Genomic DNA, 26,645 nt, shown 5'->3' with positions numbered 1-26,645 from the left:
GTCCCATCGGTCCGACGCGTGACCATATCCGCACGCCCATCACCATTGAAATCACCGGGACTGAAGACCTTCAACGACTTATCCACCGGCACCACCACCGCAGGGGCTCTTTCTGAACCGGTAGCGAAGGTCCGGAGCCCGTTGAGGTCCCCGGGCCACTGGTTCCAATCGCCGACGACAGGGCCTTCGCTCGTGTACTGCCAGAGGGCGTAGGAGTTCCATCCGGCGGCGAGGGTGCCCGGTCCGTAGTTGCTGTAGCTGGCGATATGCAGCGGGTGGTCGCTAAAAGCCGTCGATCGGCCGGTGCACGTATTCCACCAATCCGCGGTGGAATAGATCATCGGCAGGCGCCCGGTCAGCGTGCGCATGGTGTTGGAGAAGTCCCGGATCCAGTTGACCATCTGCGTCGGGCTCATGTTGTAGCAGACGTTGCCGAGGGACGTATAAGGGTTGTACTCGATGTCCAGCAGGGGCGGCAGTGTCTTGCCATCAGCGCTCCAGCCACCTCCGTTCGCGACGAAGAAGCGAGCCTGTTCAGAGCCACTTGTCGTGTTCGGCGTGGCGAAGTGGTATGCACCGCGCAGCATCCCTTGGTTGTCAGCACCGCCGTACTGGCCGCCGAAAAACTCGTTCTTGTAGTAGGTCCCTTCAGTTGCCTTTACATAGGCAAATCGCGATCCGTAGGACCATGCCCCTGCCCAGTCCACAGTGCCCTGGTGGCTGCTGACGTCGACTCCGAGGACGCCGGACGGCTTCCAGTAGTTGGTCGCCGCGGCGAAAGGGGCAGGCGACACCTGTCCCGGTGATTCGCGCGCTGCCGAAGCGGAGTTGGTTCCACCTTCGTCTTCAGCGCTGATACGATCCGTGGCTTCGTCGATACTCTTGCCCTCGACGATCAGGGCGAGGAGCTCGTTCTCCTCATCGGTCGGCACCTGTGGGTCATCATTCTCGACGATCCGCTCAAGTCCCTGACCGAGGCTGGCACCGAGCGGACCCGCGAGCTCGGATTGTTTGGCCGGGCTGGCGATGAGTTGATCGTAGGGGACGGTATCAGGCGAAGCCGACGTGCTGGCGTCGATGCCCTCGCTCCCCGTAGAGGGCGTCCCAGGGAGTTGCGGGGACAACAAGGGTGCGCTGGGGGTGAGGGTCGCGGTCGGGGCGACGGGTTCACCGGTAGCACGCTCTTCGACAGACGGCGAAGTGGGCGGGATCGTTGGATCGGCAGGTGCCGGAGTGGGCGGGATCGTCGGAGCGGCAGGCACTGAGGGTGCGGCGTCGAGGGCCAGAGCGGGAATGGCACTGCCCGCGAGACCGAGGGACAGTACAGCGGCGCACAGCAGGCGGGCGGGGGAGGGCAAGGTCACGGGTTTCTCCAGCAGAATCCGGGCGTTAGCCAGCTAAATGAAATCCCGTGGAGACTACAGTCCTGTTACTGATGTGACTGGGGTTTCTGAAGTGAAAGCAGAATCTTAGGTAAAACCTGCGTGTTTTCCGGCACCTCGAGCGGCGTGTCGACCGAACACGAGGCTTGAAGTGTGCTCAAACGACTTACGCACATAAGCATTCGCGTCTAGTCGCGGTGCGCTGCCGTCAGTAGGGTGAGGGGCGGTACGAGCTTCGACGGCTCTGCCAGAGCACCGGCAGCTATATGCCGGCATATGGGGGATGGTCATGGACGGTGTGCGCTTGATCGAAGGCGAGGTGCGCGAACTCATCCGAAGGCGCGGCCTCGACCCTGCCCGGCAGGTGTCGGAGATCCAGCTCCTCGTGAACGACGCGGTCGCCGACTACGAGGATCGCTCGGTGCTCGGTGTGCTTCCCCCGCTCGGCCGACTCGATGTCGCCCGCAAACAGGTCTACGACGCTGTTGCCGGCTTCGGGGCGTTGCAACCGCTCCTCGATGATCCGACCGTGGAGGAGATTTGGATCAATGCCCCCGACGAGGTGTACATCGCCCGCGATGGTGAGTCCGAACTCACCGCCCTCTCGCTCACGGATCAGCAGGTACGGGACCTGGTGGAGAAGATGCTGAAGTCCTCCGGGCGGCGCCTCGATCTGTCCAGCCCCTTCGTCGATGCCTCCTTACCCGACGGATCGAGGCTGCATGTCGTGATTCCCGATGTGACGCGAAAGCACTGGTCGGTCAACATCAGGAAGTTCATCGCTCGAGCGTCGAGGCTGGAACATCTCGTCGACCTGGGCACCCTGTCGCCGCCAGCTGCACGATTCCTCGGGGCTGCGGTCGCGAGCGGCCTCAACATTCTGGTGTCCGGCGCCACTCAGGCCGGCAAGACGACGATGCTGAATTGTCTCGGCGCGTCCATAGGACCTCGCGAGAGGGTCATCACCGTCGAGGAGATCTTCGAGCTTCAACTCCCGCTGCGTGATGTGGTGGGCCTGCAGTGCCGGCAGCCTAACCTCGAGGGTCACGGTGCGATCCCCCTTCGCCGTCTGGTCAAGGAAGCACTCCGCATGCGCCCGGACCGCCTCGTTGTCGGTGAGGTTCGGGAGGCGGAGAGCCTGGACATGCTGATTGCGCTCAACAGTGGGCTGCCGGGCATGTGCAGCGTGCATGCCAATAGTGCCCACGATGCGATTACGAAGATTTGCACCCTGCCGCTTCTCGCCGGAGAGAACATCTCGAGCAGTTTTGTTCTTCCGACCGTCGCGTCCTGCATCGACCTCGTGGTGCACTGTGCACGTCTACCGGGCGGCCAACGCCGGGTCTTGGAGATCATGGCCCTGGGCCGTCGGGTCGAGAACGGTGTCATCGAATCCTCCTCGGTGTTCAAGCGCATCGACGGCGTCCTTCAACTCACGGCGACCGGTATGCCGGCTGAGGAGAAGTTCGCCGCGGCGGGTGTCGACGTCGCATCGTTGCTCGGGGCCCGCGCGTGACCACGGCGCTCGGCGTGGCTCTGGGTGCCGGGCTGTTCCTCATTTGGTGGTCCTTCTGGGAACGGCCCGAGCGGAAGCGAGCCACCGTTGCACGGCGAAGGCCATTTGATGACCTTCTCCTCCGGGCGGGTGTAGAGCGGGTGTCGTCAAACGGTTTGCTCGCTTCGTGCTCGGGAGTCGGCGTGTTCGTGCTCCTGCTCGGTCTCGTCCTGACCGGTTCCGCGCCGATCTCGGTGTGCTTCGCGCTTTTTGGTGGATTCCTTCCGCTCACGATCGTCCGATGGCGTGCGGCCAAGCGGACAGCTTCACTTCGCGAGCTCTGGCCCGATGTGGTGGACCACCTGCGGTCCGCCATCAGGGCTGGTCTGTCCTTGCCGGAGGCGCTTATCCAGCTCGGAGAGAAAGGGCCGCTCGAGTTGCGGCCCGCCTTTCGTACCTTCACCTCCGACTACCGGGCGGGCGGGCGGTTCGAGGACGCGTTGAACCGGCTCAAGGAACGTCTTGCAGATCCTGTTGCAGACCGGATCGTGGAGGCACTCCGCATGACGAGAGAGGTCGGTGGTTCTGATCTCGGCCGACTGCTCGGAACCCTGTCCGACTTCCTGCGCGATGCTGCCCGCACACGGAGTGAGCTGGAGGCGCGACAGTCCTGGACGGTGAACGCTGCCAGGCTGGCCGTGGCTGCACCCTGGTTGGTGCTGATGCTTCTCGCTACTCGGCCGGAAGCCGTCCGTGCCTACAATTCCGCCGGTGGGGCGGCAGTCCTCCTCGGAGGTCTGGTGGTATCTGTCGTCTGCTACCGCATCATGCTGCGCGTCGGAGCGTTGCCGGAAGACGAGAGGGTTCTCCGATGACGTCGGTTGTCGCACTGGCCGCCCTGTGCGGACTCCTGCTCGGTGTGGGCCTGTGGTTGGTGCTAGTGCGGCTCCCCTCGATGCGGCCCATGACCCTGACGCAGCGCATCGCGCCGCAGTTGCTCGCGGTCAACGTCCAGTCCAGGCTTCTGGCGGACACGGCGGCGAACGTGACTCCCTTCGGCCCACTGGAGCGCATCGTCCGCCCGCTTCTCGCGGACACTGTCTCCTGGTCGCAGCGCTTCAATCCTGCGACCGCGACGCTCGCGCGCAGACTCGACCAGGCAGGCCGTGGTCAGTCACCGACGGACTTCAGGGCGCAGCAACTCCTCTGGGCGTCCGGCGGGCTCGGCGCTTCGACACTGGTCATGGTGGTCCTGGCAGCATCAGGATCAGCTAGCGTGCCACTGGCCGTCGTGATCGTCCTAGGGAGCGCTGTGATGGGATTCGTCGGGAGGGACTACGTCCTCTCGTCGAATATCAAGCGACGTGAGGCGCGCATGCTTGCCGAGTTTCCAAGCCTCGCTGAACTCATGGCGCTGGCTGTCTCTGCAGGAGAGAGTACGACGGGCGCACTCGAGCGCATCTGTCGGACCGCGAAGGGAGAGCTCGCCGGTGAGTTCGCCCTCGTGCTGGCTTCGACCAGGGCGGGTAGGCCACTCGTGGACGCCCTTCAGGATCTCTCGAGCCGGACCAGACTGGCTCCGCTTGCGCGATTCGTCGATGGGATCACCGTCGCCGTGCAGCGCGGCACTCCGCTCGCAGACGTGCTGCGGGCTCAGGCACAGGATGTCCGAGATCTCGCGAAGCGCGAATTGATGGAGTCGGCAGGCAAGAAGGAGATCGCGATGATGGTGCGCAACGCGCCCTGCTAACTGTTCTTCGTGTCGCGTGCAATGGTTGGCCGCCCTTCCGTGATTGACTGGCTCGACACGTTGGCAACATATGGGGACCACATGACAATGACCGTCACACACGCCGTGCCGGATGGCTCGCTTCCGCAGTCTGCGATGCAGGAAGAAATCAGCAAGGCATACGTCCACATGGTGGCCTCGGCCGCTGGCCTGACGCTTCTCGATTGGAAGACTGACTACGCAGGTATCGACGTCACAGTGAAGTCGCTCGTCGATTATCAGTGCGTGGGCGGCTATCAGCCGCAGTTCGACCTTCAACTGAAGTGCACCTACCAGGACAACAATTCGGCCGCTGGAGACACGTTCTCCTGGTCCGTAGATGGACCTACTCACCGCAAGGTGACCCACCCGAATCGGTCCGTGCCCGCAACCTTCGCCGTCATGGTCATTCCCGAAGAGCCCGGAGTGTGGTTGAGTCACAATAAGGAAGGCGTGTTGGCCCGGTCGCACATGTACTGGCTTCGCGGGAGCGACTTCCCAGAGTTGCCCGCAGGTCAAAAGTCGAAGACCCTGACCCTCCCGAAAACCAACCTCATGACGGCGAGTGCGATGCTCATGCTGATGAAGGAAGCTAGCGAACGGTTCGCGGCATGAGCTGGCTAGAGGTCGACGAACGCTTCAACGACTACGCGGAAGTGCTTCAGCCACGGAATGTAGCGGAGTACCTAGCTACACAGGACTGGGCGTGCCTCGCAGATAAGCCGTTCGGTCAGCTGTGGGCGCTTCCTGACCAACCCACCGGCCAGGTGTCGTCGATCATGCTGCCGAAGGACCCGGCCGCCGTGGACTACTACCGCCGCATCAACGAATCGCTGACCCTGCTGACACGCATCCTCGATCTAAGCGCGTCCGAACTTGCCGAAGCCGTTTCTACCGTCCACGCCGACCTATTCTTCGTCCGAGTCGACCAGTCCATGAAGGACGGCACCATCCCCCTCAAGCAGGCGACACAGCTGCTTGAGAACATCGACCAGATGATTAAGTCGGCGGCGCTCGCGACCTACAACCCGCTGCATTCCGGGCTGGGCAAAATCCCCAACACGGTCAAGGACTTCCTCGACGAGGACATCCGCATGGGTCATACCAAGCGCGGCAGCTTCATCATCACCGTCGCTGCGCGACATGACCAACTGTCAGGATCAAGCGCGAATAGCGCTCCGACCGCGCCTGATGGCGTGGACGAAGTGCCGCCTGTAGCCCTCACCTACACGCGCCGCGTCATGACAACACTGTCAACGGCGCTCGATGCGACCAGACGGCATGTTGCCAGGGGGAATGACTTCATGGCACTCGACGAAGCAGTTCACGCCGGCGTGCGGCTGCCGCTTATCGAAGCGCTGTCCGACATGGGCTCCACGAAAGGCCTGCGCGCGCTGGACATGACCTTCAACTGGTCTCAGTCCCAGCCAAAGCCCGAACTTGATGTACCGTCCGAAGTCATTTTCAACGTCGACAGTCTGGGTAGTCTCGACGACGTATCTGCCCGGCTCCGACGCGAAGTGGTGCCGAAGGATGAAACGCTGGTCGGGCCCGTCACAGAGCTTCGTCGGCCTGAGCGCCATGACCCGAACAACGATTCCGGCGAGATAATCGTGCGGGCCGACGTAGAAGGGCGGCTCCGAAAGGTTCGCGTTGAGCTAGCGGGCGAGGACTACGACTGGGCTATCGTCGCGCACCGTGAGCGGCTGCCATTCACCGTCTCTGGGACGCTCGGAAAGAAAAGCAATTCTTGGACCCTGACCGGCAACGTCGTCGCGGACACGTCCTTCCTCAAGCACCGACTATCAGAAACGAAGCCTCCCCTGGGCTAGAGACACAGCAGAAGGGGCCCTACCCGGCGAGATTGTCGCTAGGTGGGGCCCCTTCTGTGCTTGGCGCTGGACCCGTGGCGCTGCGGCCGTTCGTGGGGTCCATCGTTCCCTGATCGGACTAAGAGGACCGAAGATAGGCCCCTCCGGGGTGACGTTGACGCCAGCTGCTGCTACGCGGTCAGGTCGACGACGCGCAGAGTCTTCAAACTGACCAGTTCCAGGCCCACACGGATTTCCGCGCGCATGACGGTCTGGTTCTTCCGGAACAGATCCGTAGGCGCCGGCGCCGCCGTCGTGCCCAGCGTCGCGTGGAACGGATTCCACGCCAGCTGCAGACTGTTCCGGTACACCAGGTGAATGGTCGTCAGGTCGCCCACGACGGCCTGCCCGGCAGGGATCCCCGGGACGAGTGTCACGGGCACGTTCCAGAGCGTGCGGGCGACGGCCTGACCGGGCGCCTGCGGCAGCAGGAAACGCCCGTCAGCATCCAGGAGGGTTTCGATTTCCTCCCAGTCCGTCGGGTTCAGGACGATACCGGTAGCGGCGACGCCGGCCTTTTCGAGTTCGCCCAGGGCCCGCCGGATCGACAGGAGCTTGTTCTGCCGGAACGCGGTCTGCTGGACGCCGGTCGTCGTGAGAATGCCGGGCTGTTCCGTGCCGTTCTCGGACACCCCACCGTTCAGGATGAAGTCCGACACTGCGGCGTCGACGCCGTAGGACATTTCGACGGCGAGGAAACTTTCCAGGTTCCCGTAGTCCTGCAGCCACTGCAGCTGCAGGGGCTCTGAGACGTGCGCGATCGTCGCGATTTCCCAGGTCACCGGCTGAAGTTCGTACCTTGATACGGGCTTTAGGGCCCCGTTGACCACGGGGGCGGCGTTGTTCTCGCGGACGGTCTGGCGCAGGTATGACCCGGACGGGGTTTCGACTGGCCGGGACGCGATCGCGTTCAGCAGGTGGTGTGCCGCCCCGGGGTCGTGGATGATCGGCCCGCCGCCGTCGATGAACGGTGCTGTGACCGCGCCGGCCGGGACGAGGGCCTTCCGGACGGACGGGCCTCCGATCATCGGGGCCGCGTCTTCCAGAGCCTTCAGGAGCCCGCCGGTGAACTTCTGGGCCTTCGCGGCCTCACCGGCGCCGATCGGGCCGGCGGACCCGCCCAGGTTGTCCTGCGTCCCGCTCAGCCCTGCTAGGAGCTTTGCGGCGTCAGCCTGCCGGCCGATGAGGGCTTGGACGTCCTGCCGTTCCTTGACCAGGGCGACGGCGCGGTCCGCTTCCGCGCCGGTGATCGTCCCCGCCTCTGCCTTCGCCAGGAGGCCGTCGGCCTCCGTGTTCAGTGCTGCCAGCTGCTGCTGAAGATCCATGATGTTTCCCCTCCGGGGTTCGTGTGGCTATCGACAGCCACGATTCAGCACTTTGCGCACGAATGTGCGCAATTTGGGAGCATCATGCCCAGCGAGTAGGTCACCCCCTGCCGGTTAGCTTCCGTTCCGTCCGATCGATCGCCAATCCATATGCGTCCAGGAAGGCGTCGAGGGTGATCCCAGCGGGCAGGGACAGGGCGCCGGCTGCTACCTCGTTGATCGCATGCCCCACCGCCGGTTCGTCCGCGGGTGCGATCCCGGCCAGGAGCGCTGCGGCGCCCGCGTCATCATCGGCGCATGATGCCCGAAATACGGCCAGCGCCGTGCGCTTCAGGTCCAGGCTGCGCTTGATCGTCGAATCAGTGTTCATCGTCTTCTGCCTTTCAAAGGGGGGGTCTACTAGGAATGAAGGGGGGGTCGGGAATACGGGCCGCGACCTGAAATTCTGGAACGGGCGAGGGCTGGTACAAACCCTGCTACAAGGGGCCCTCAAATTTAGGACCAGCGCGCACTGCGAGCGGGGTTACCGGGGCGGGTCTTCGCGCGTCCGATCCTGCGATCGGAACGCCCCTACCCCTGGTTGTCTGGTCAGGCGGTTCTGGGTTCGCGGGTTTTGCGTCTGCGGCTCTTGCGTTCCGCGGCCGTCGTCCCGCCCCAGACGCCGTGCCGTTCGTCGGCTGCGAGTGCGTAGGACAGGCAGGCCGCGCGGGCTCCGCATGCCATGCAGAGGGAAGCTGCGCGGCGCTGCAGGCGGCTGTCGTCGCTGGTCCATTCGGTGCCTCCCGTGCAGGGCAGCGTTGTTGTGCCGCGTGCGTTGATTAGTTGCCGGAATTCGGGGAGCGCTGCGGTGTCGTCGCGGGTCGTTTGCCTGCTCATCGTTCGGCCTTCGTGGTTGTGATGCCTTTCGTGCGCTGGCGTTCGGTGGTCCCGTAGACCACGCCTGGTGCGGCGGGGTACGGCTCGTAGAAGGCGGCGCACTGTTCGAGGGCTGGGCAGCGACGACACAGGCGGGCTGCGGCGTCTTGGATCCGCTGTCGTGGGTCGAGCCAGTCGAGGCCGGGCGAGGGCGGGTTGATGCAGGGAACGCGGTCAGGGTTGTCGTCGATTGCTCGGAGCAGGGCGGCGTAGATCGGGGTGCGCGCAGGCGACAGGTGGGAGGGGCCTAGTCGCCGCAGGCTGATGGGGTCGGGGGTCGGCTTGGTGGTCATGGCCGGGCACCGGCGGGGATCGGGGCGGTGGTTGAGCCGGTTTCGCTTGTCATGGCTTGTTGTCTTTCGGGGCTAGTTCGTTGATTTCTAGGGGTTTTTAGGGGGAGAGTGGCGCAAGTGGCGCATGTACTTGTTGTTCTGTATGTGTGCGCGCGTAGGACGAACAAGTAATTGCGCCACTTGCGCCACTCTGGGGATTAGGGCCTGTCGAAAATGCCTGACTGCCGGCTATCTGCGGGACCGATCTTGACCTGGATTCCTTGCCGGACCCGGACGCCGCCTGTTCCTTTGCGGGCTGTGTAGCCGCGGGCTTCCAGTGCCTGGCCGAGTGCGCGGGCGGATAGAGGCTTCGCGCCGTCGAGCGCCGCCCAGTCCGTCCACGCGCGGTGCAGCGCTTCGGTGAATCCGGTGTACCCGGGCCCGGTGTCGCAGCACTCTTCGATGAAGCGGCCTAGTGCGTCGTTGTCCGCCCGGTAGTGGTCAGTGGCGTTAGTGACTGCTGCCGGTTCGGTCAGCCCGCCGTTGTCTTGGTATCGCCGCCAGCCCGTGATCGCCCAGGACAGGACGGCGTCCAGTTCCAGTTCCAGGTGCTCCGGGAGGCGGGGATCCTGTTCTTCGGGTGGGATGACGACGTCGAAGGGGACGACGCGGAGTCGCGCCCAGATCGCGGCGTCGTCCCCGGACACGCGCGGCAGGTGGTTTGTGACCAGCAGCGCCGTGTGGGAGGGGACGAATTCGACGAAGTCCTGGCGCATGCGCCGGGCTTTGAGCTTGTCGCCGCCCGTGAGTCGCTTCACGGTTGCTTCCGCGAGCTTTCGGCCTTCGTCGGATTCGGAGACGACGATCCATCTGCGGCCGCGGAGGTCCATTTCGCCGGTCGGGTGGGCGTTGTCGCGGTGCATGAACAGGTCGGGTTCCGCGACGGCGGCGTAGTCGCCCAGCGCGGCGCCGAGGGCTTGGTAGAACACGCCTTTGCCGTTGCGCCCGGATCCGGTGGCGATCGCCAGTTTGTGTTCCAGGACCTTCCCTGCGAGCCCGACGCCGACATAGCTCTGCAGGTAGGCGCGGATGTCGTTGTCGGGTAGCACGCGGGCTAGGAACGCGTCCCAGGTCGGGCCGGCGGTGTCTGCTCGGTAGGCGGCTTGGGTGACCTTCGTGATCCGGTCCTGCGGGTTGTGGTCCTGTAGTTCCATGGTGCGGAGGTCCAGGGTCCCGTTGGCGACGTTCAGCAGCCACGGGTCGGCGTCGAGGTCGGCCACGGTCGCGGCGAAGGGTTCGAGGGCTGCGGCGATGTCGAGGACGCCAGCGAGGCCGGCGGCGCTTTCGCACTTGCGGACGTCGGTGCGCAGGTCGGCGTCGCCCAGGCTGTCGGCTAGGGCTTGGCGCAGGGTGTCCATGACGGCGCGTTTGGCGTAGCCTCCCGTGTCTTCAGCCCAGCGCTTTCCGTCCCAGTGGTGCCACCCGATGCCGTGGACGTGCAGCAGCCGGCCGGCGTAGGCGTCCTGGACGCGGTAGGCGATGCGTACCTGGCCGCGGTGCCGCGTGTCGGGTGTCGCAGCGGTGTCGGTGGCGGTCCGGTCTGTTGTCGGCGCCGTCTGGTTCCCTGCGGGTGTCGGTGCGGGTGCTTGGGGTGGTGTCGTCGCGCCGGGGGCGTGGGGTGATTGCCCGTAGCCCTGCCGTCGGAGCGCGGACGCCGCTGCCGAGTCGTCGCCCCCGTGGTGCAGGATCGCGTAGGCGTGCGGCTTCGTGATCGGTTCGAGGTCGGGGAAGTCCGTCGACGTGGAGAACACGAATAGCCGGTCGCGTTCCCCTGACCGTCCGGTCGTCGCGGACGCCTGCCCCGTGGGCTTACCAGGGCGCCGCCAGTACGACGTCCCGTCCCCGGCTGTGTAGATCAGCGTCCACCCTTCGAGGATGTCGGCCCAGGGGGTACGGGCTTCGAAGTCGTCCAGGGGCGATACCCCGTCGAAGGCTCCGCTGCTCTGCCGGGACGGGGCAGCGCTGAAGGGGGTTGCACCCTGCGGTGCGGCCTGTCGTGCAGCTGGGGCGGGCATTTCGTCCAGGATGGACAACATCCGATGGAAGCCCTGGACTTCACCTGCGGTAAGGGTTGGCATGGTCGTGGGCCCGCCTAGCAGTCGGTTCCACGGCTTTCTGCTGGGGTGCAGCGTGCCGGGGGTTGGCGCGAGGACGGTTAGGCCGCCGGTTCCCCGGGTTTCGGTGAGGACCTTGATCCGGTCGGACGGGTTGGCCGCTAGTTCTTCGGGTGTCGCGGGCCGGCGGGCCAGCTTCGTGTTGCCTGCCGGGGTGTCGTCCGTCCGGTAGAGGTAGTGCAGGCCCCCGGACGGCGATTGCTCCAACCAGCCGGTCGTCGCTTTCGTCCAGAGGTCTAGTTGGCCTACGGCTTCGGCGTATTCGCGGATGCGGGTGATACCGCTCATGGCGTTCTGCTCTAGCTCGGCCATTTCGAGGTTCCCGGAGACGGGACCCGTGACCAGTCCCAGCCCGTAGCGGTGCCCGGGGGCGAACCACCGGTGAATCTGCTCGGCGGTTGCCCGCGTGTCCTGGTAGCCCTTCCAAGCCATCGGGGGAGTCTTTCCGGCCCCAATAGGTACGACGGACAGGCCGGCGGCGGCACAGTCCAGCGCGGCGGCTAGGACCGGGTCGGGGAGCGTGTCGCCGGGGCGGGCCGTCGGTATGCTGGGGCCTGTCGAAGCTGTTTCAGTGTTGTGAGGGGCCCCGCCAGCTGCCAACTGGGCGGGGCTTTCTTCTGCCCTCACTGGGATCCACCGCCGGCGGGTGCGAAGAGCGCTGCGAGCCTACGCCGCTGGTCGGTAGTAAGGGGTGGAGCTTCAGCGACGACCTTCGCGACGTAGGCGTTGATCTTCGCGACTGCGAGGTCGCGCTGCAGGTCTGAGTGGTCCCCGTCGCGGTGATGCCGGGCAGCTGCAGCCAGCTTCGCTCGCGCGGTTCGAGTTTGAGTAGACAAAGGAAGAGCCCTTCCAGGATGCAAAATACGCACCTCACCGGAAGGGCTCGGTCTTACTCCAAGGTCGTCGGGGCCACTTGGCTGTCCCGCCCCTCAGCTAAGGGGGCTATTGCTCGGGAGCTTAGCACTCTGCTTCGTCGCTGAGCAAAGAGCGGTTCACCCGATCCGGTAATTCGTCGTGTCGTCATCGAAATTGCTTTCAAGCTCGCGGCAGAGAGTGTGCACGGTCTCCCAACTGCCGCGCAGATCGAGACGCCGTCCTTCGGACTCACACCGGGGGCACCGCATGGCGAGAGGGGCGGCAAGCACTTCCGTCAGGGGTGCCTTCCACCCCTCCCCGCTCAGGGGCTGGTCGAGGCTTTCCTCAGGCCCGCTGGCTACACGTCCCAACGTGTGCCCGTGAGGACACTTGATGATGACGATTCCGCCGAGCATCGGCTTACGGCTTCGCTGACGACTCATGATTCCTGCCCCTTCCATTCGATGTGAACCTGTTCCGGTTTGAAACGCACTCCCTTGCCAGCTGGGAGGACGGTGACGTCCATGAGGGCGCGGATAGCTTTCCGCTTTCCGCCCAGGGGGAGTGCCGACCACGCGGCCGCGACGTCGCCGGCTTGGGCGACGGCTGCAGCGGGATTGAGACTGTCAGCCGCGGTGAGGCGCCCTTCTAGTGCTGCCAGTTCAGTTGTGATGCGCCCGGACTGCTCCCGCACGGCGGCAGGGGAGAGAAGCCCATCCGCGAGCAGCGCGGCGAGTGCGTCCCGACGTTCGCGCAGATCCGCAGCCTTCCTGCGCACGTCCGCACTATCGCCTTCGTTGGTGAACAGTGCCGCAGCGTCCGGCCGGGAGAGGACCCCGACGACGACCGCTTCGACGACGTCGTCAACCAGGTCCAAGCGGCGCGTCATGCAGTACCCGCCAAAGCACCGGTAAACCATCCACTGCTTGCCCCCGCTCTTCACCGGGGCCGCGAACATCTTGTTCCCGCACTTCCCGCAGACCGCGATCCCGGAAAGCAGGTATTTCGAGTTCAAGTCGTCCGGCGCGGTCTTCCGTCGGGGGTCCGTCAGCCTCTGTTCCAGGGCTGCGTGGGTTTCCACGCTGAAGATGGGCTCCCAAATGCCGGCCCCCATATCCTCGCCGTTGTAGAGCCGCCGGCCTGCTGTGCGCGGATTGATGAGCGCTCGCCGCAGGCTGGTCACGTTCCAGGGCTTGCCCGCGGTTGATAGGTGCCCCGCTGTGTTGAGGTCGTTCGCGATGCTCGTGAGGGTCGCCCCGGCGAGGACTTTGTCTGCTGCTTCGCGGAGGGCCGCGGCTTCGGCCGGGACGACCCGGACGACGTCGCCTGTCCGTTCGTAGCCGAAGGGCCGGCGGATCCAGTGTGCGTGCCCGTTCCGGGCCCGCTGGTGGTTCGCCGCTTTCTGACGGTTCCCCTTGTGCTGGACTTCCATCGCAGCTATCGCGGTCAGGATGGTCGCTACGGCGACACCTGTCGGGTCGCCCAGGTCGAGCGATGTGCCGTGGACGCAGGCGATGTTCACGCGGCGTGCCTGGCCGGCTTCGATAACGCGGGTCAGGTCTTTCATGGAGCGTGTGAGTCGGTCCAGGTGCCAGACGATGACGTTCTGGACTGTCCCGGCGTCGATGTCGGCTAGGAGTTGTTCGAAGTCGGGGCGAACTTTGCCGTTGCTCGCGCTGATCGAGTTGTCGCGGTACACCCGGCCGACCGTCCAGTCCTTCGCTGTAGCGAAGTCGCGGCAGCTTGCTTCCTGCCGTTCGACGGCTGCTTCCTTGCCCGTCTTGTCGAGGCTTTGCCGAACATAGAGGGCCGTTGTCTGCGTCATGTAGGAAAGCTAGCACGTAGCCATGATGGTGCCCTTGGTTTTCGGCGTGCTCCCGCTGACCGTTCTCTTTGCCGTCTATCCGGGCATCGCGCTGATCAACCTCGGCCTGTGAACGTTCGATCATCACTCAACGCATCATTACAAGGGGGAACTCCATGAAAATCCTGATCAGCGCCCAGCGACTCGCCCTGCTGCTATCAGCAACCGCTGCAGCTCTGCTGCGACCATCCGGAGATCGGGAGCGCGGTGACGTTCCTGGGTGGGTGATGATCACGCTCATGTCAGCCGTCCTCGTCGCCGCACTGCTCGCAATCGCGGGGCCCGCCCTGGAAGGCCTGTTCAACCAGGCGATCGACCAGGTCTCGCCCTAGATGTTGCCGGTCCCGCGGAGGTTCCGTGCACGTGGGAACTGCTCGGACCTGCAACGGGGTGCTGCTGTTGTGGACTTCGCCCTGATCGGCGGCCTGCTGACGGTCATCTTCATCGCAATCATCCAGCTCACGCTCGTGCTCCACGTACGGAACACGCTGATCGATGCCGCTTCCTCTGGAGCTCGCTACGGCACCCTCGCGGACCGCAATCCGCAGGACGCCGTAGGACGTGCAGAGGAATTGATCAGCGGCTCGTTGGCCGATTCCTACGGTTCAGACATCTCTGTCGGCGAGAGCACGCAGGGAGGCGTCAGGACACTGGAGGTGGTCGTTCGCGCGCCCCTGCCCGTGATCGGCCTCATCGGTCCTGCCGGTGTCATGGAGGTGCGCGGCCATGCAGCCCTCCCGTCATGATGTGCCCGCCGCTCGAGGCCCGTCCGGGTGCAACGGAGGATGCTCGGGCCGTGCAGCGACGCGGCGCAGGCCGACCCTGTGTGCGTTGAGGGACGAGCGCGGGAGTGCTGTCGTGGAGTTCGTTTTCCTGGGCGTTCTCCTCCTTGTGCCCGTCGTCTACCTCGTGCTGACCATCGGGCAACTGCAGGGCGGCTCCTTTGCCGTCGTGGGGGCGGTCGACCAGGCTGCGAAGGTGTACGTGGACGCGCCGACACCGCAGGAGGCCGACGCCCGGGCGCGCGAAGCCGTGCGGATAGCGCTCGGCGACTTCGGTTTCGCGGAGGAGCAGGCCGCGATGGACATTGTCTGCAGCGCACAATGCCTTGAGCCGGGCTCGAGCGTGACTATCGTCGTGCGCTTGGACGTTCCCTTCCCGCTGGTTCCCTCCATCGCTGGGTCCCACCCATCGGCGGTGACGGTGGACGCCACGGCCACCCAAATCGTCGAACGGTTCGGCTGACGGTCATGGCGGGAACTCGCGGCAGGGTGCTGATCCGGTGTAGCTCTCGCGCACGTGCCGGAGCGGCCGGCGGTCCGGAGGATGGGCAGATGGGAATCCTGGTCATCGGCTACCTCCTCGTCTCCCTGCTCGTCGTCAGCGTCGTGCTAGCCGTATCGTCCGTTTACATAGAGCACAAGAAACTGCTTTCGGCCGCCGACGGCGCTGCGCTCGCGGCCGCTGACAGCTACAGCATCGCTGTCGGGAGCGGCGGGGAGGAGACGACGTCGACGCTCCCGTCGCTGCAGGACGCCAGTGTCGAGGACGCGGCTGCAGGTTACCTCGCCGCGACCGGCGCCGAGGCGCGCTTCACGCGCTTCGGGATCGACCCGGAGACAGGAGCCCCCGACGGACGGACGGCCCGCGTGGTGCTCACCGCCGTCGTGCGCCCACCCATCGTCAACTTTCTCGTGCCTGCGGGGATCCCGATTGTCGCCCGGGCGGATGCCCGCGCGGAGCTTGTTCGGTAGCGGGGTCTCTCTGTCCTGTGGGGCCGGCCGCCACCGCAGATCCGTGTCGCTGTCGGTCCGCGCTCGAGCTCCTCCAACCTGAGATAGCTTTGGACCTTGTGGACGCGATAAATGCACCGGGCGAAGTAATGAGGCTATCCCACAGGCAACGCCTCATGGAGGAGCAGGACAAGCGGGGGGGATGGCGTGCCTCTTCGACCCCTCTTGCTATATTCGCCACACTGTTCGCGTTGATCGCTATGTGGGCGTTTGCTACTCCGCTCATGGCCTCACCAGATGAGACGGCTCACGCTATCAAGGCCGCGGCAGTGGTACGAGGACAACCTCTCGGTGATCAGGGAGAGGGACAGGGGGCGCAAAGCAGTGTGCTCGTTCCGGGTTACATCGCGCAACTCCCGGAGAAGACCTGCTTCCGGTTCCAGCCGACGATCACTGCCGACTGTGCCAACGGGGTAGGCGAGGCTTCGGCAGAGCCGACCATTGCAACCACGAGCGCGGGAAATTACAACCCGATGTACTACTACGTCGCTGGGCTCCCGACCCTGCTGATGGATGGTGATGCCGTGGTCTATGCGATGAGACTACTGAGCGCTGCGCTGTGCGCAACTTTTCTGACGCTTACCTTTTGGGCTGCTGCTAGGTTGGCCAGCGCGAGGTGGGTCGTGGTAAGTGGAGTGGTCGCGCTGACTCCGATGGTGTTGTTCCTCAGCGCTTCGATCAACCCGAACGCACTGGAGATAGTGACCACAGCAGCCCTCTTCACGAACCTCGCCGCTGGCATAGAGAGGCGGGAGCGTCCAGGTGCCCCCTACGGCATGCATTTGTTGGCCGCGGCGGTGTCGGGCGCTGTGCTGGCGAACACGCGAGCGTTGTCCCTCGTGTGGCTTGTGGCTGCAATACTCGGCGTCGTTTTGATTTATCGCAGACGTGCGGTGATGACCATTCTCCGCACGCCGGCAGGACTCGTATGCAGCGCAATCCTTCTGAGCGCGAGTGCGGCCAGCCTGGCATGGCTGTTCTATGCCGACAGCCTCGACAGCCTCACGGGGAATGGCTCGGCGGTGACTCCGGAGCAAGCGTTCCTGACGATGATCGAGCGCGCTTTCTCATTGACGCGTGAATACATCGGGGTACTGGGTTGGATGGACACGGTTCTCCCTGACGGTGTCTACTTCTTCTGGCACTTCTGCCTGGCTGCAGTTCTGTTTGCCGGCGTGGCGCTCACCAAGGGCTGGGCGCGGGTGGGCATGCTCGGGCTTCTTGCCAGCATCGTTCTTCTTCCAGCCCTCTTGCAGGCCCAGGTGATCACAGAACTCGGCTATATATGGCAGGGGCGGTACGTCCTCGCGCTCGTCGTGCTCGCTCTACTGTATGGCGGGGTTGCAGTTGAGAAAACACCCTTCCCCAGCGGGAAGCGCTCCGCCGCTGTAGCGTCGTGGGTCCTCACGGTCCTCGTCCTCACCCACGTATACGCCTTCATCTTCACCCTGCGTCGCTACACCGTGGGACTGGACGGCACAGTCAACTGGACTGAGATGTTCAGCGCCGAATGGCAACCTGTGCTTAGTTGGCAACTATTGACTCTGCTGTACGCAGCTGTCCTTGCGTACGCCGCATCAAGGCTGAGGCGCTACCTGGTGCACGAACCCCGTGTCGGCTCCCGATCGGTACCGATGGCGTAGTCCCCAGCCACCCAAGGGCGATGACGTAGGCTGGAATGACCATGGCAACCACTGATTTTCCCGCTGCAATCCGCGCCCTGCGCGCCAAGTACCAGTCCATCGAGCAGGTCTCCGACGTCGGGGGGATCCGCAAGGACATCGAGGAACTGAGCGAGGAAGCCGGTGCCCCCAACCTCTGGGACGACCCTTCAGCTGCGCAGAAGGTCACGTCCAAGTTGTCCCACCGGCAATCCGCCCTCGAACGGCTCGAAACCCTCGAGAGTCGTATCGATGATCTCGAGGTCCTGGTGGAACTCGCGCAGGATGAGAGCGATGAGGACACCCTCGCCGAAGCCGAGAAGGAACTCATTTCCCTCAGCAAGTCCCTGGACAACCTCGAGATCGTGACGCTGCTGGCTGGGGAGTGGGACGAGCGTGAAGCCGTCGTCACCATCAGATCGGGCGCCGGGGGAGTGGACGCGGCCGATTTCGCCGAGATGCTCCTGCGCATGTACCTGCGCTGGGCCGAGCGTCACGGCTACCCGACGCAGGTTCTCGACACCTCCTACGCAGAGGAGGCGGGCCTCAAGTCCGCGACCTTCGAGGTGAAGGCGCCCTACGCTTTCGGGACACTGTCCGTCGAAGCAGGCACCCACCGGCTGGTCCGCATCAGCCCCTTCGACAACCAGGGCCGTCGCCAGACGTCCTTCGCCGCCGTCGAGGTCATCCCACTCATCGAGCAGACCGATGTCATCGAAGTGCCGGACAACGAGATACGCGTCGACGTCTTCCGTTCATCCGGTCCCGGCGGGCAGTCCGTGAACACCACGGACTCGGCGGTACGTCTCACCCACCTACCCACCGGCACCGTCGTGTCCATGCAGAACGAGAAGTCGCAGATCCAGAACCGCGCGGCCGCCATGCGCGTTCTTCAGTCCAGGCTCCTCCTCCTGAAGAAGCAGGAGGAGGACGCGGAGAAGAAGGCCTTCGCGGGAGACGTCAAGGCCTCGTGGGGAGACCAGATGCGCTCCTACGTCCTGAACCCGTACCAGATGGTCAAGGATCTGCGCACTAATCACGAGGTGGGGAACACCTCCTCGGTGTTCGACGGCGAGATCGACGACTTCATCGACGCGGGCATCCGCTGGCGCACGAACAACCGTAACGACGCCGCGTAGCGGTACTCACCTTTGCCGCGAAAACACCTGTTTGTTTTCGCAGTACTTGCGCACGAAACGCCGGTGCGGTAGTAGGCACCCCGGGATATGTCGTTATAGTCGAGGAGCCGGTGCTTCCTTCCCCCATCAAATGCCCGTGCCCGGCGGACACCACGGGCGCAGAGTGATCATGATCAGATTCGACAGCGTCACGAAGACCTACGACCAGAAGTCCCAACCCGCGCTCGACGGCGTCTCGCTCGACGTCGACCGCGGTGAGTTCGTCTTCCTGGTCGGTGCTTCCGGCTCCGGTAAATCGACGTTCATCCGCCTGGTACTCAAGGAGGACCAGGCGTCAAAGGGCGCCGTGTACGTGGCCGGACAGAATGTAGCCAACATCCCGAGCTGGCGTGTACCCCGCCTCCGGCGCGGGATCGGCGTGGTCTTCCAGGATTTCCGCCTGCTCCCCAACAAGACGGTCTTCTCGAACGTCGCCTTCGCCATGCAGGTCATCGGCAGAAGCCGCGCCGTCATCCGGGAGACCGTGCCCGACGTCCTCGCCACGGTTGGCCTGGAGGGCAAGAACAACCGGATGCCCCATGAGCTCTCCGGCGGTGAGCAGCAGCGTGTGGCGATCGCCCGCGCCATCGTCAACCGCCCAGGCATCCTCCTCGCCGACGAGCCCACCGGCAACCTCGACCCGACCACCTCGATGGGCATCATGAAGGTCCTCGACAGGGTCAACCAGAACGGCACCACAGTTGTCATGGCGACACACGACGACGACATCGTGAACACCATGCGAAAGCGCGTGGTCGAGCTGCGCAGCGGAGCTGTCGTCCGCGACGATGCGCAGGGTATTTACATCGGCGAGACCGGAGCCGTGGTCGAGTGAGGCTCGCTTTCATCCTGTCCGAGATCGGTTCGGGCATCCGCCGCAACCTGTCCATGGTCACGTCCGTGATTCTCGTAACCTTCATCTCCCTGACGTTCGTGGGTGCCGCCGGACTGTTCCAGCTGCAGATCAATCAGATGAAGGGCTACTGGTACGACCGCGTCCAGGTCACCATCTACCTCTGCGTGGACAACTCGTCGGAGACCAGCTGCGCCACGGGACCCGTTTCGGAGGATCAGCGAGCGGCCATCCAGGCGAAGCTCGAATCGGACCAGTTCGCACCGTATGTCGACACGGTGTCCTACGAGTCGCAGGACGAGGCGCTCGGCCACTTCCGCGACCAGTTCGCCAATTCGCCAATCGTCGATTCCGTCACTGCGGACCAGCTTCCCGAGTCGTTCCGCGTCAGCCTGGTGGACGCGGAGAAGTACGAGGTCATCAACGAGGCTTTCTCGTCCGAGCCAGGGGTCGACGCCGTGAGCGACCAGCGGGACTTCCTCGAGGCGATCTTCCGCTACATGAACTGGGCTTCCGTCGTCGCGCTCGGAATCGCGGGCATCATGACGTTCTGCGCAATCCTGCTCATCGCGACGACCATCCGACTCTCCGCCTTCAGCCGCCGGCGCGAGACCGGCATCATGCGTCTCGTCGGAGCCTCCAAGGCCGTCATCCAGCTGCCCTTCGTCCTGGAGGGCGTCATCGCGGCGGTCATCGGGGCAGTGCTCGCGTCGGCGACGCTCTACGGCGCGTCCCGATTCCTCATCGATGGTTGGCTGGTGAACACCTTCCCTCAGACGGCGTTCATCTCCTCCCAACAGGTTCTTATCCTGGTGCCCGCTCTCATACTGCTCGGGGCCATCCTCGCAGGACTCTCATCCCTGCTCACTCTTCGACGATACGTAAAGGTCTAGCATCATGCTGCTCAACGCCAGGGGACACGTGCGCTCATCAGGAACTTGGTGGGCCCGGCAGAATAGTTCCGTTTTCGTCGTCCGCGCCACGGCGGGCAGTTCGATCGCCCTCGTCGTCGCGCTCGCCCTGGGGTTCAGCACTCCCGTCGTCGCCGATGAACTCGACGACCGGAAGGGTTCGTTGCAAAACGAGATCACCGAGGTCCAGCAGTCGATGGAGTACCTCGACGCCGACATCGCCGAGACCATCGGGACGCTGAAGAACTACCAGGGTCAACTGCCCGCCGCGCAGCAGTCCCTCGCCGATGCGCAGGGCAGGGTAGAGGCGGCGACCGGCGAGGTGGGAGCGCTGGCCGTCCGCGTGGATCTGGCGCAGGAAACCAAGAACAAGATCACCGAGGAACTGCGGGCTGATCGCCAGGAGATGGACGAGACCCGGGAGGTCATCGGCCAGATCGCGACGGAGGCGTACAAGAACGGTGGGGTTCCCACCAACGTCTCGCTTCTGCTGGGAGCAGAGGGTGTCGAGGATTTCACCGAGTCCATGGATATGGTGGATCAAGCGCTACGCGGCCAGAATGCCGCCATGGAGCGGCTGTCCGAGCAGAACGCGACCAACGAGAACAGCCGGGCAAGGCTGCTGGCGGTCGAGGCGGAGATCACCAAGCTCAAGGACAAGGCCGACGCCGCCCTCGACGCCGAGCAGGCCGCCAGGGACGCAGCGGCCGGGGAGAAGGCCAAGGTCGACAAACTCGTTGCCGACACCTCGGCCCTGTCAGCGAAGCTGCAGGAGCAGAAGCCGGTCATCGAGGCGAAGCTGGCCAGTGTCGAGCAGGCGCAGCAACAGGTCAATGCCGACATCGCCGAACGCCAGCGTCGCCAGATCGAGGAAGCACGCAAGGCCGAAGAGGCGCGAGTCAAGGCTGAGCAGGAGCGATTGCGCGCCGAAGCGGAAGCTGCAGCAGCGGTGGAGCAGGCGCGTCTTCAGGCTGAAGCCCAGGCCGCAGCCGACGCGGCGGCCGCGGCGGAGAGTGCGCGACGGGCAGCGGAGGCCGAGGCCGCGAACAGGCCCGCGCCGGCACCCGTGCAGCCACAGGTCGCGGCGCCCGTCGCGCCCGTCGTTCCACAGATCGTGGCTCCTCCCGCGCCGGCGCCTTCTACTCCCAGCGCGTTCCGCCTGAACGCGCCGGTGAGCGGCCAGATCAGCTCCGGCTTCGGCTGGCGTCCGACGCCGGTGGGAACCATCGATTTCAACGGTTCCGGCGGGTACACCCACACCGGGATCGACTACGGCGTGGGTTGCGGCACGCCGCTCTACGCGCCGGCCGCGGGCGAGGTCTGGTACGCCGACTCGAACGTCCTGCCGGGCGCCGGCAACCGGATCGTCATCAGCCACGGTGTCATGGGCGGCAACGCCCTCGCGACGAACTTCTACCACCTGACGAGCTACCTCGTCTCGGCGGGCCAGCGCGTGAGTGCCGGGCAACTGATCGGCTACACGGGCACCACCGGTAATTCCACGGGCTGCCACCTCCACTTCGAGACGATGCTGAACGGCACGCTCGTGGACCCGATCGGCTTGTTCTAGGTCGTAGGATGGAAGACACTGTCTTCCCGCGGGCCGTCGTCCGCTGCAGCATCTTCAAAGGAGTTATGCCGTGCCGAAGGAAAGTGGCCGGAAAGTGGTGGCCACCAATCGGAAGGCCTTCCACGACTACGCCGTCCTCGATACCTATGAGGCCGGCCTTGCGCTGATGGGCACCGAGGTCAAGTCCTTGCGGGCTGGACGGGCTTCGCTCCTGGACGGCTACGCAATCTTCTATGGCGATGAGCTGTGGCTCGAAGGCATTCACATCTCCGAGTACTCACAGGGCAGCTGGACCAATCACGCGGCCCGGCGACGACGGAAATTGCTGCTGCACCGTGAAGAACTGACGAAGATTTCGCAGAAGATCCGCGAGTCGGGTTTCACCCTCGTACCCCTGCAGCTGTACTTCCTGAACGGCAGGGCGAAAGTGGAGATCGCGGTGGCACGGGGCAAGCGCGACTACGACAAGCGGCAGACCCTGCGCGAGAAGCAGGACAACCGCGAGGCACTCCGCGCAATGCGCGAGAAGAATCTCGGCGCGTGAGCGATGTCTTCTGGGAAGCCCAGGAGGACGAGGAGCCCGAGCCGTCTGAATTGACCTACCGGCGCCCCTGGTGGGTGACGGTAGGAGCGCTCGTCGACCTGATCCTCCTCATGATCGTGGTGCCGGTCGGCATCCTGTCCCTGATTCCCTTCGTCTTCCTCGTCTACGTCTTCTTCGCGCAGGTCCTGGTGTGGATCTCGCCGATCCTGATCCTGCTGAACGCCTCCATCTTCTGGTGGAGCTTTCGCCGGAAGCAGGCCGCCACCACAGCACTGGCTGCGCTCGGCATCGCGTTCGTGACGCTGGCCTTCGTCGTCGTCCGTCTGTGGCAGGCACCGATCGTCATCCTGGGACTCACCCTCGGGCGGTAGGTGCCGGCGTTCTCCGGGAGCGAAGCGCCTGCTCGCACCGCGGCTCGGTGGGGTAGACTGATTCAGTCGAACGGCCGTGGGACGTTGGACGCAGGTATCGCTTGATAACTGAACATGGGGATGACAGGTTTCGACGATGTTAGTCGCGACAGGTGAAGCGGGCCGAGGATACAGGGTTATCTCGTAAACGCTCTCTGTAAAACAATAAGTGCCGAACAAAAGCGCACTGACTTCGCTCTCGCTGCCTAAGCAGCCTAGCTAGTCCGTCAGCCCGGGTTTGCTCTCGCCCCGGATACTGGCGTCATTTAGAGGGCCACTGCTCCCGGTCCTCGTTGTAGGGACCGGGGGGACTTTTATACAACTGGGCTTGGCAGCCACTAGTTTGCACGATGGCTGGAGCCGAGAAAAACCGACGCAAACTGCGCCCGGAGAAGCCCTGACTACACTGCATCGGACGCGGGTTCAATTCCCGCCATCTCCACCACCATGAAGCGCCTCGCCGGCATCCGGCGGGGCGCTTCTTCGTCCGCGGTGCTTCCGTGGATCCTTCAACGCGCCGTCACGCTCAGCACGGTGCCCACCACTGTGGCCGACCGAGCGCGAACTACACTGGGGAGATGAGCTGGACTGACCGGCCGCCGTCGTGGCTCCCGCCGCTGCCGCCGCCCAACAGGGGACGCGCTCTGCTCGTGCTCGGCTGGATCCTCGTCGGCGGTACGTTCATCTACATCTTCATCATGAGCTACCTCGGTGGGACGCACACGCTTTTCACCCTGGTCCCGCTCATGGTGGGTCTCCTGTGCCTCATCGTCGGTCTTCTGCGGCGGGACAGCCGCGAGCGCTAGGCCTAGGGCTCGGCGGTGAGGGTGTTCCCGTAGAGCGAGAGCAGCGCCGGCATGCCGCCGTCGTGCATCGCCTTCCGTTGGCGCTGCGCTCCGGTACCGCGCGTGGAGAGGGTCTCGAGACCCGCCCGGACCCATTCGCCGTCGCCCTCCGCTTCTAGCGCCGCGCCCACATGTTCGAGGAAGGCCGTGAGGTGCTGGTGCGCAGGGACCGGCTCGGCAGTGGCAAGGTCGACGAGGTGCTGCCCGAGTCCGTCCCGCGCAGCCTGCCAGAGTGCTGCATCCAAGAGTTCGGGATCCGGGATCAGGGGTGTGGCGTCCGCCTCGGCATCGTTCAGGGCCGTCACGACGAGCGCCCGCGTCAGTGCCCCGAGGAGAACCGAATCCTGGGCCTCGAGCTGGACGTCGCAGGCCCGCAGCTCGAGGGTCGGGTAGTGATCCGAGAGCCGCGCGACCCACGTGAGGACACCGCGGTCGAGAATGGCACCGGAGGCACCGAGGCGGGTGATCCTCCGCTCGTAATCGGCTGCATCGGCGAAGTAGGGGGCGACGCCCTGCACGGCCCATCGTCGGTAGTGCACCACGCGCCAGCTGCCGAACCCGCTGTCCCGGCCGAGCCAGTAGGGGGAGTTCACGCTGAGTGCGGTCAGCAGCGGAATCCAGGGGCGGATGCGATTGAGGGCCTGAACGCCGCGCTCCTGGTCGGGGATGCCGACGTGCACGTGAAGCCCGTTGACGAACTGGTCACCGACGATGCCCGGAGCGCTGGCCCGCAGGTCCTCGTAGCGCTGCTTGTCGGTCAGCTCCGGGTACGCCTGCCGGATCCACGGGGCCGTCCCGGTGGCGGCTCCGATGCATCCGGTCCTGCCGGCTGCATCCGCGAACTTGCGCCTGAAGTTCAGCAGGGACTCCTCGGCCTGGGTGAGGGTGTCGCACACGGGCGTCGCGGTTTCGATCTGGCAGGACAGCAGCTCCCGCTGGATCTCTTCCCGGCTGATCTCCGGCGTGGCCTCGAGCAGCCCCTGCACCTCGGAGGCACGGTCGGCGGGCAGTCCTGACTGCGGTTCGAGCAGCAGGTACTCCTCCTCAAGTCCGAGAGTGGTCATCGGGATCTCCATCCAGGCGTATCGGGTAGAACCGGGCCGAGCATTCCGATCAGTCTAGAAGCGGAGGACACCTGTGGGCGAAGGGGCAACGGTTCGGCGTCACATCGGCCGGCTGGTGCCTTCCACAAGGGACGACAGTTTCGATGTCCGGGCAACGGTGTCGACTAGACGATAGGTCCTGAGCGCGTCCGGTGCGCAACGGCGCTCGATCACCGTCCAGCATCTTCGAGCTCGCAGCCCTCGTGCAGTGCGTCGCTCTCGATCCACAGCGCGCTGGCCAGACCGGCGTCGATGGTGAGGGGTGGCTGCGCGGCATCGCCGCCGACGTGGAGCTCGAGCAGCACGCCCGCGCCGGGGCGGGTGAGTCGGAGGTCGTCGCCCAGCATGATTCCCAGTCGGTCCAGGTACCGCAGGACGTCGGGGTCGTTGTCGCTGACCCTGACGAGCCGCCCTGCATGGCCGTCGTCGAGGTTGTCGAGGCGAAAGGCGCGGGGATACTCGACCGTGCCGTCAGCAGCCGGGATGGGATCACCATGGGGGTCCCGCCGGGGCCGTCCCAGTTTGGCGTCGAGGCGCTCGATGAAGGCATCGGACACGGTGTGCTCGAGGAGCTCCGCCTCATCGTGCACCTCGTCCCAGCTGTACCCGAGCTCCGTGACGAGGAACGACTCGATGAGCCGGTGCCGGCGCACCATGGCGAGGGCGAGGGCTTGCCCGGTCGGCGTCAGGCTGACGGGGCCGTACTTCCTGTGGACGGCGAGTCCGAGATCGACCAGCTTGGCCACCATGCCGGTGACGGAGGAGTTGGCGACCGACAGGCGCGCGGCCAGGTGGGTCGCCGTGACGGCGTCGCCCTGCCACTCGGTGAATGTGTAGATGGCCTTGACGTAGTCCTGCACGCTCGTGGATTCGATGCTGAGGACGGCACCTTTCCGGCCGGCCATCAGGCGTCTCCGCCCGGAGCGCCGTCCGACGCCCGCGCCGAAGAAGCAGGGACCGGGGCCATGCTGGAGGCAGCGCCCCGCCCTTCCACGGAATGTGTCCGCACCACCCGCCGTCGTTGTGCCTGCCACAGCACGCCGTCCGGCCGCCCGAACAGATAGACCACGGTGAACACGAGCGCCTGGCAGAGGACCACGGCCGCGCCCGTGGAGATGTCCAGGTAGTAGCTGGCATAGATGCCGGCGATGGACGCTGCGACGGTGAGGACGACGGCGATCACGAGCATCCGGTCGAAGCTCCGCGACAGCAGGAAGGCCGTGGCTCCCGGCGTGATCAGCATGGCGACGACGAGGATGATTCCGACCGCCTGCAATCCGACGACGACGGTCAGCGCGAGCAGCCCGAGCAGGAGGGCCGACAGGAACCGGGTGTTGAGTCCGATGACGTGCGCATGGGTGCGGTCGAAGGCCAGCAGCGTGAGGTCGCGACGCTTGAACAGGAGGATCGCGAGCGTCACCACGCCGAGGATCATGACCTGCCAGACGTCGCCCGTCGAAACGCCGAGGACATTCCCGAACAGGATGTGCATCAGGTCGATCTGCGAGGGCGTGGCGGACACGATGGCGAGGCCCGAGGCGAAGAGTGCGGTGAACACCACCCCGATCACGGTGTCGGCTTTCAGCTTGGTCGTGGATCGGACGATTCCGATGAGTGCGACCGCACCTGCGCCGAACACGAAGGCACCGATCGAGAAGGGGATGCCGAGGATGTAGGCCAGGGCCACCCCGGGGAGGACGGCGTGCGACACGGCATCACCCATGAGGGACCAGCCCATGAGGATGAGCCAGCAGGAGAGCACAGCGGCGACGACCGCTGCCGCGACCGTGACGGCGAGGGCGCGCGTGAGGAATCCGTACTGCAGTGGCTCCAGGATGAAGGCGAACACGTCCATG

28 protein-coding genes and 1 other RNA gene are annotated in these 26,645 nt (G+C 65.0%); 18 read left to right on the top strand and 11 right to left on the bottom strand.

Translation table 11 applies throughout. The features are described 5' to 3' along the window. Positions 1-1,364: lysozyme (locus D6T63_RS05695; RefSeq protein ID WP_235830567.1), on the bottom strand; the 1,364-nt coding region annotated here is incomplete at its 3' end. Between the two features lie 307 nt (positions 1,365-1,671). Between D6T63_RS05695 and D6T63_RS05690 the strand changes: the two genes are divergently transcribed. The 5 genes from D6T63_RS05690 to D6T63_RS05670 all read left to right on the top strand — a co-directional run bounded on the left by D6T63_RS05690 (position 1,672) and on the right by D6T63_RS05670 (position 6,477). Further along, positions 1,672-2,898 (top strand): CpaF family protein, encoded by a 1,227-nt coding sequence (locus D6T63_RS05690; RefSeq protein WP_120148067.1) that lies wholly within the window; start codon positions 1,672-1,674, stop codon positions 2,896-2,898. Beyond that, positions 2,895-3,752 carry a type II secretion system F family protein gene (locus D6T63_RS05685; protein WP_120148028.1) on the top strand — a complete coding sequence of 286 codons (858 nt, stop codon included), beginning with the start codon at positions 2,895-2,897 and terminating at the stop codon, positions 3,750-3,752. The genes D6T63_RS05690 and D6T63_RS05685 overlap by 4 nt, the downstream gene beginning before the upstream one ends. Continuing rightward, complete coding sequence (locus D6T63_RS05680) at positions 3,749-4,627, top strand: type II secretion system F family protein (RefSeq protein WP_120148027.1); 879 nt, start codon at positions 3,749-3,751, stop codon at positions 4,625-4,627. The genes D6T63_RS05685 and D6T63_RS05680 overlap by 4 nt, the downstream gene beginning before the upstream one ends. Positions 4,628-4,708: 81 nt before the next feature. Then, positions 4,709-5,260 carry a DUF4365 domain-containing protein gene (locus D6T63_RS05675; RefSeq protein WP_182976880.1) on the top strand — a complete coding sequence of 184 codons (552 nt, stop codon included), beginning with the start codon at positions 4,709-4,711 and terminating at the stop codon, positions 5,258-5,260. Beyond that, complete coding sequence (locus D6T63_RS05670) at positions 5,257-6,477, top strand: hypothetical protein (RefSeq protein ID WP_120148025.1); 1,221 nt, start codon at positions 5,257-5,259, stop codon at positions 6,475-6,477. The genes D6T63_RS05675 and D6T63_RS05670 overlap by 4 nt, the downstream gene beginning before the upstream one ends. A gap of 170 nt (positions 6,478-6,647) precedes the next feature. Here D6T63_RS05670 and D6T63_RS05665 read toward each other — a convergent pair whose 3' ends face one another. The 7 genes from D6T63_RS05665 to D6T63_RS05635 all read right to left on the bottom strand — a co-directional run bounded on the left by D6T63_RS05665 (position 6,648) and on the right by D6T63_RS05635 (position 13,882). After that, positions 6,648-7,841: a phage major capsid protein gene (locus D6T63_RS05665; protein ID WP_120148024.1), complete on the bottom strand. Its 1,194-nt coding sequence runs from the start codon at positions 7,839-7,841 to the stop codon at positions 6,648-6,650. 100 nt (positions 7,842-7,941) lie between these two features. Next, positions 7,942-8,211 carry a hypothetical protein gene (locus D6T63_RS05660; protein ID WP_120148023.1) on the bottom strand — a complete coding sequence of 90 codons (270 nt, stop codon included), beginning with the start codon at positions 8,209-8,211 and terminating at the stop codon, positions 7,942-7,944. Positions 8,212-8,429: 218 nt separating this feature from the next. Beyond that, on the bottom strand, positions 8,430-8,717 hold the full coding sequence (locus D6T63_RS05655; RefSeq protein ID WP_120148022.1) for a WhiB family transcriptional regulator: 288 nt from the start codon (positions 8,715-8,717) through the stop codon (positions 8,430-8,432). Further along, positions 8,714-9,049, bottom strand: a complete 336-nt coding sequence (locus D6T63_RS05650; protein ID WP_120148021.1) for a WhiB family transcriptional regulator — start codon at positions 9,047-9,049, stop codon at positions 8,714-8,716. The genes D6T63_RS05655 and D6T63_RS05650 overlap by 4 nt, the downstream gene beginning before the upstream one ends. A 197-nt stretch (positions 9,050-9,246) precedes the next feature. After that, the gene (locus tag D6T63_RS05645; protein ID WP_120148020.1) at positions 9,247-11,829 is read right to left on the bottom strand and encodes a phage/plasmid primase, P4 family; all 2,583 of its coding nucleotides are present in this window, start codon (positions 11,827-11,829) and stop codon (positions 9,247-9,249) included. After that, positions 11,826-12,038: a hypothetical protein gene (locus D6T63_RS18875; protein ID WP_147394306.1), complete on the bottom strand. Its 213-nt coding sequence runs from the start codon at positions 12,036-12,038 to the stop codon at positions 11,826-11,828. The genes D6T63_RS05645 and D6T63_RS18875 overlap by 4 nt, the downstream gene beginning before the upstream one ends. Before the next feature lie 458 nt (positions 12,039-12,496). After that, positions 12,497-13,882: a recombinase family protein gene (locus D6T63_RS05635; protein WP_120148018.1), complete on the bottom strand. Its 1,386-nt coding sequence runs from the start codon at positions 13,880-13,882 to the stop codon at positions 12,497-12,499. A 155-nt stretch (positions 13,883-14,037) separates the two neighbouring features. Here D6T63_RS05635 and D6T63_RS05630 point away from each other — a divergent pair, with 155 nt between their 5' ends. The 13 genes from D6T63_RS05630 to D6T63_RS18870 all read left to right on the top strand — a co-directional run bounded on the left by D6T63_RS05630 (position 14,038) and on the right by D6T63_RS18870 (position 23,647). Beyond that, complete coding sequence (locus D6T63_RS05630) at positions 14,038-14,253, top strand: hypothetical protein (protein WP_120148017.1); 216 nt, start codon at positions 14,038-14,040, stop codon at positions 14,251-14,253. Next, a complete protein-coding gene (locus tag D6T63_RS05625) occupies positions 14,254-14,667 on the top strand; it encodes a TadE family protein (protein WP_120148016.1) in 414 nt (137 codons plus the stop codon). Between the two features lie 85 nt (positions 14,668-14,752). Then, positions 14,753-15,166, top strand: a complete 414-nt coding sequence (locus D6T63_RS05620) for a hypothetical protein (RefSeq protein WP_235830566.1) — start codon at positions 14,753-14,755, stop codon at positions 15,164-15,166. A gap of 89 nt (positions 15,167-15,255) precedes the next feature. Next, a complete protein-coding gene (locus D6T63_RS05615) occupies positions 15,256-15,675 on the top strand; it encodes a pilus assembly protein TadG-related protein (protein WP_120148015.1) in 420 nt (139 codons plus the stop codon). Positions 15,676-15,830: 155 nt separating this feature from the next. Then, on the top strand, positions 15,831-17,357 hold the full coding sequence (locus D6T63_RS05610) for a DUF2142 domain-containing protein (RefSeq protein WP_182976879.1): 1,527 nt from the start codon (positions 15,831-15,833) through the stop codon (positions 17,355-17,357). A gap of 41 nt (positions 17,358-17,398) precedes the next feature. Further along, complete coding sequence (gene prfB, locus D6T63_RS05605) at positions 17,399-18,514, top strand: peptide chain release factor 2 (protein WP_120148013.1); 1,116 nt, start codon at positions 17,399-17,401, stop codon at positions 18,512-18,514. A gap of 169 nt (positions 18,515-18,683) precedes the next feature. Further along, positions 18,684-19,388 (top strand): cell division ATP-binding protein FtsE, encoded by a 705-nt coding sequence (ftsE, locus tag D6T63_RS05600; RefSeq protein ID WP_120148065.1) that lies wholly within the window; start codon positions 18,684-18,686, stop codon positions 19,386-19,388. Beyond that, on the top strand, positions 19,385-20,299 hold the full coding sequence (ftsX, locus tag D6T63_RS05595; RefSeq protein WP_120148012.1) for a permease-like cell division protein FtsX: 915 nt from the start codon (positions 19,385-19,387) through the stop codon (positions 20,297-20,299). The genes ftsE and ftsX overlap by 4 nt, the downstream gene beginning before the upstream one ends. A gap of 4 nt (positions 20,300-20,303) precedes the next feature. Further along, a complete protein-coding gene (locus tag D6T63_RS20075) occupies positions 20,304-21,887 on the top strand; it encodes a M23 family metallopeptidase (RefSeq protein WP_120148011.1) in 1,584 nt (527 codons plus the stop codon). A gap of 70 nt (positions 21,888-21,957) precedes the next feature. Then, positions 21,958-22,431 (top strand): SsrA-binding protein SmpB, encoded by a 474-nt coding sequence (smpB, locus tag D6T63_RS05585; protein ID WP_087027172.1) that lies wholly within the window; start codon positions 21,958-21,960, stop codon positions 22,429-22,431. Continuing rightward, positions 22,428-22,802, top strand: coding sequence for a hypothetical protein (locus tag D6T63_RS05580; RefSeq protein WP_120148010.1), 375 nt, complete (start codon positions 22,428-22,430; stop codon positions 22,800-22,802). Before smpB ends, D6T63_RS05580 begins: the two co-directional genes overlap by 4 nt. Before the next feature lie 116 nt (positions 22,803-22,918). Next, positions 22,919-23,286, top strand: a transfer-messenger RNA (tmRNA) gene (gene ssrA, locus D6T63_RS05575). A 133-nt stretch (positions 23,287-23,419) separates the two neighbouring features. Continuing rightward, positions 23,420-23,647 carry a hypothetical protein gene (locus tag D6T63_RS18870; protein ID WP_147394304.1) on the top strand — a complete coding sequence of 76 codons (228 nt, stop codon included), beginning with the start codon at positions 23,420-23,422 and terminating at the stop codon, positions 23,645-23,647. Positions 23,648-23,649: 2 nt separating this feature from the next. Here the strand turns inward: D6T63_RS18870 and D6T63_RS05570 are convergent, their stop codons facing one another. The 3 genes from D6T63_RS05570 to D6T63_RS05560 form a co-directional block, all read right to left on the bottom strand. Continuing rightward, on the bottom strand, positions 23,650-24,750 hold the full coding sequence (locus tag D6T63_RS05570; RefSeq protein ID WP_120148009.1) for a carboxylate-amine ligase: 1,101 nt from the start codon (positions 24,748-24,750) through the stop codon (positions 23,650-23,652). A 209-nt stretch (positions 24,751-24,959) separates the two neighbouring features. Then, positions 24,960-25,694 (bottom strand): metal-dependent transcriptional regulator, encoded by a 735-nt coding sequence (locus D6T63_RS05565; protein WP_120148008.1) that lies wholly within the window; start codon positions 25,692-25,694, stop codon positions 24,960-24,962. Continuing rightward, on the bottom strand, positions 25,694-26,644 hold the full coding sequence (locus D6T63_RS05560; RefSeq protein ID WP_120148007.1) for a metal ABC transporter permease: 951 nt from the start codon (positions 26,642-26,644) through the stop codon (positions 25,694-25,696). Before D6T63_RS05560 ends, D6T63_RS05565 begins: the two co-directional genes overlap by 1 nt. Position 26,645 lies beyond the last annotated feature (1 nt).

The sequence above is a fragment of the Arthrobacter cheniae genome (assembly GCF_003602275.1).
GTDB classification, from domain to species: Bacteria; Actinomycetota; Actinomycetes; order Actinomycetales; family Micrococcaceae; genus Arthrobacter_D; species Arthrobacter_D cheniae.
This window is presented reverse-complemented; position numbering and strand designations above follow the sequence as displayed.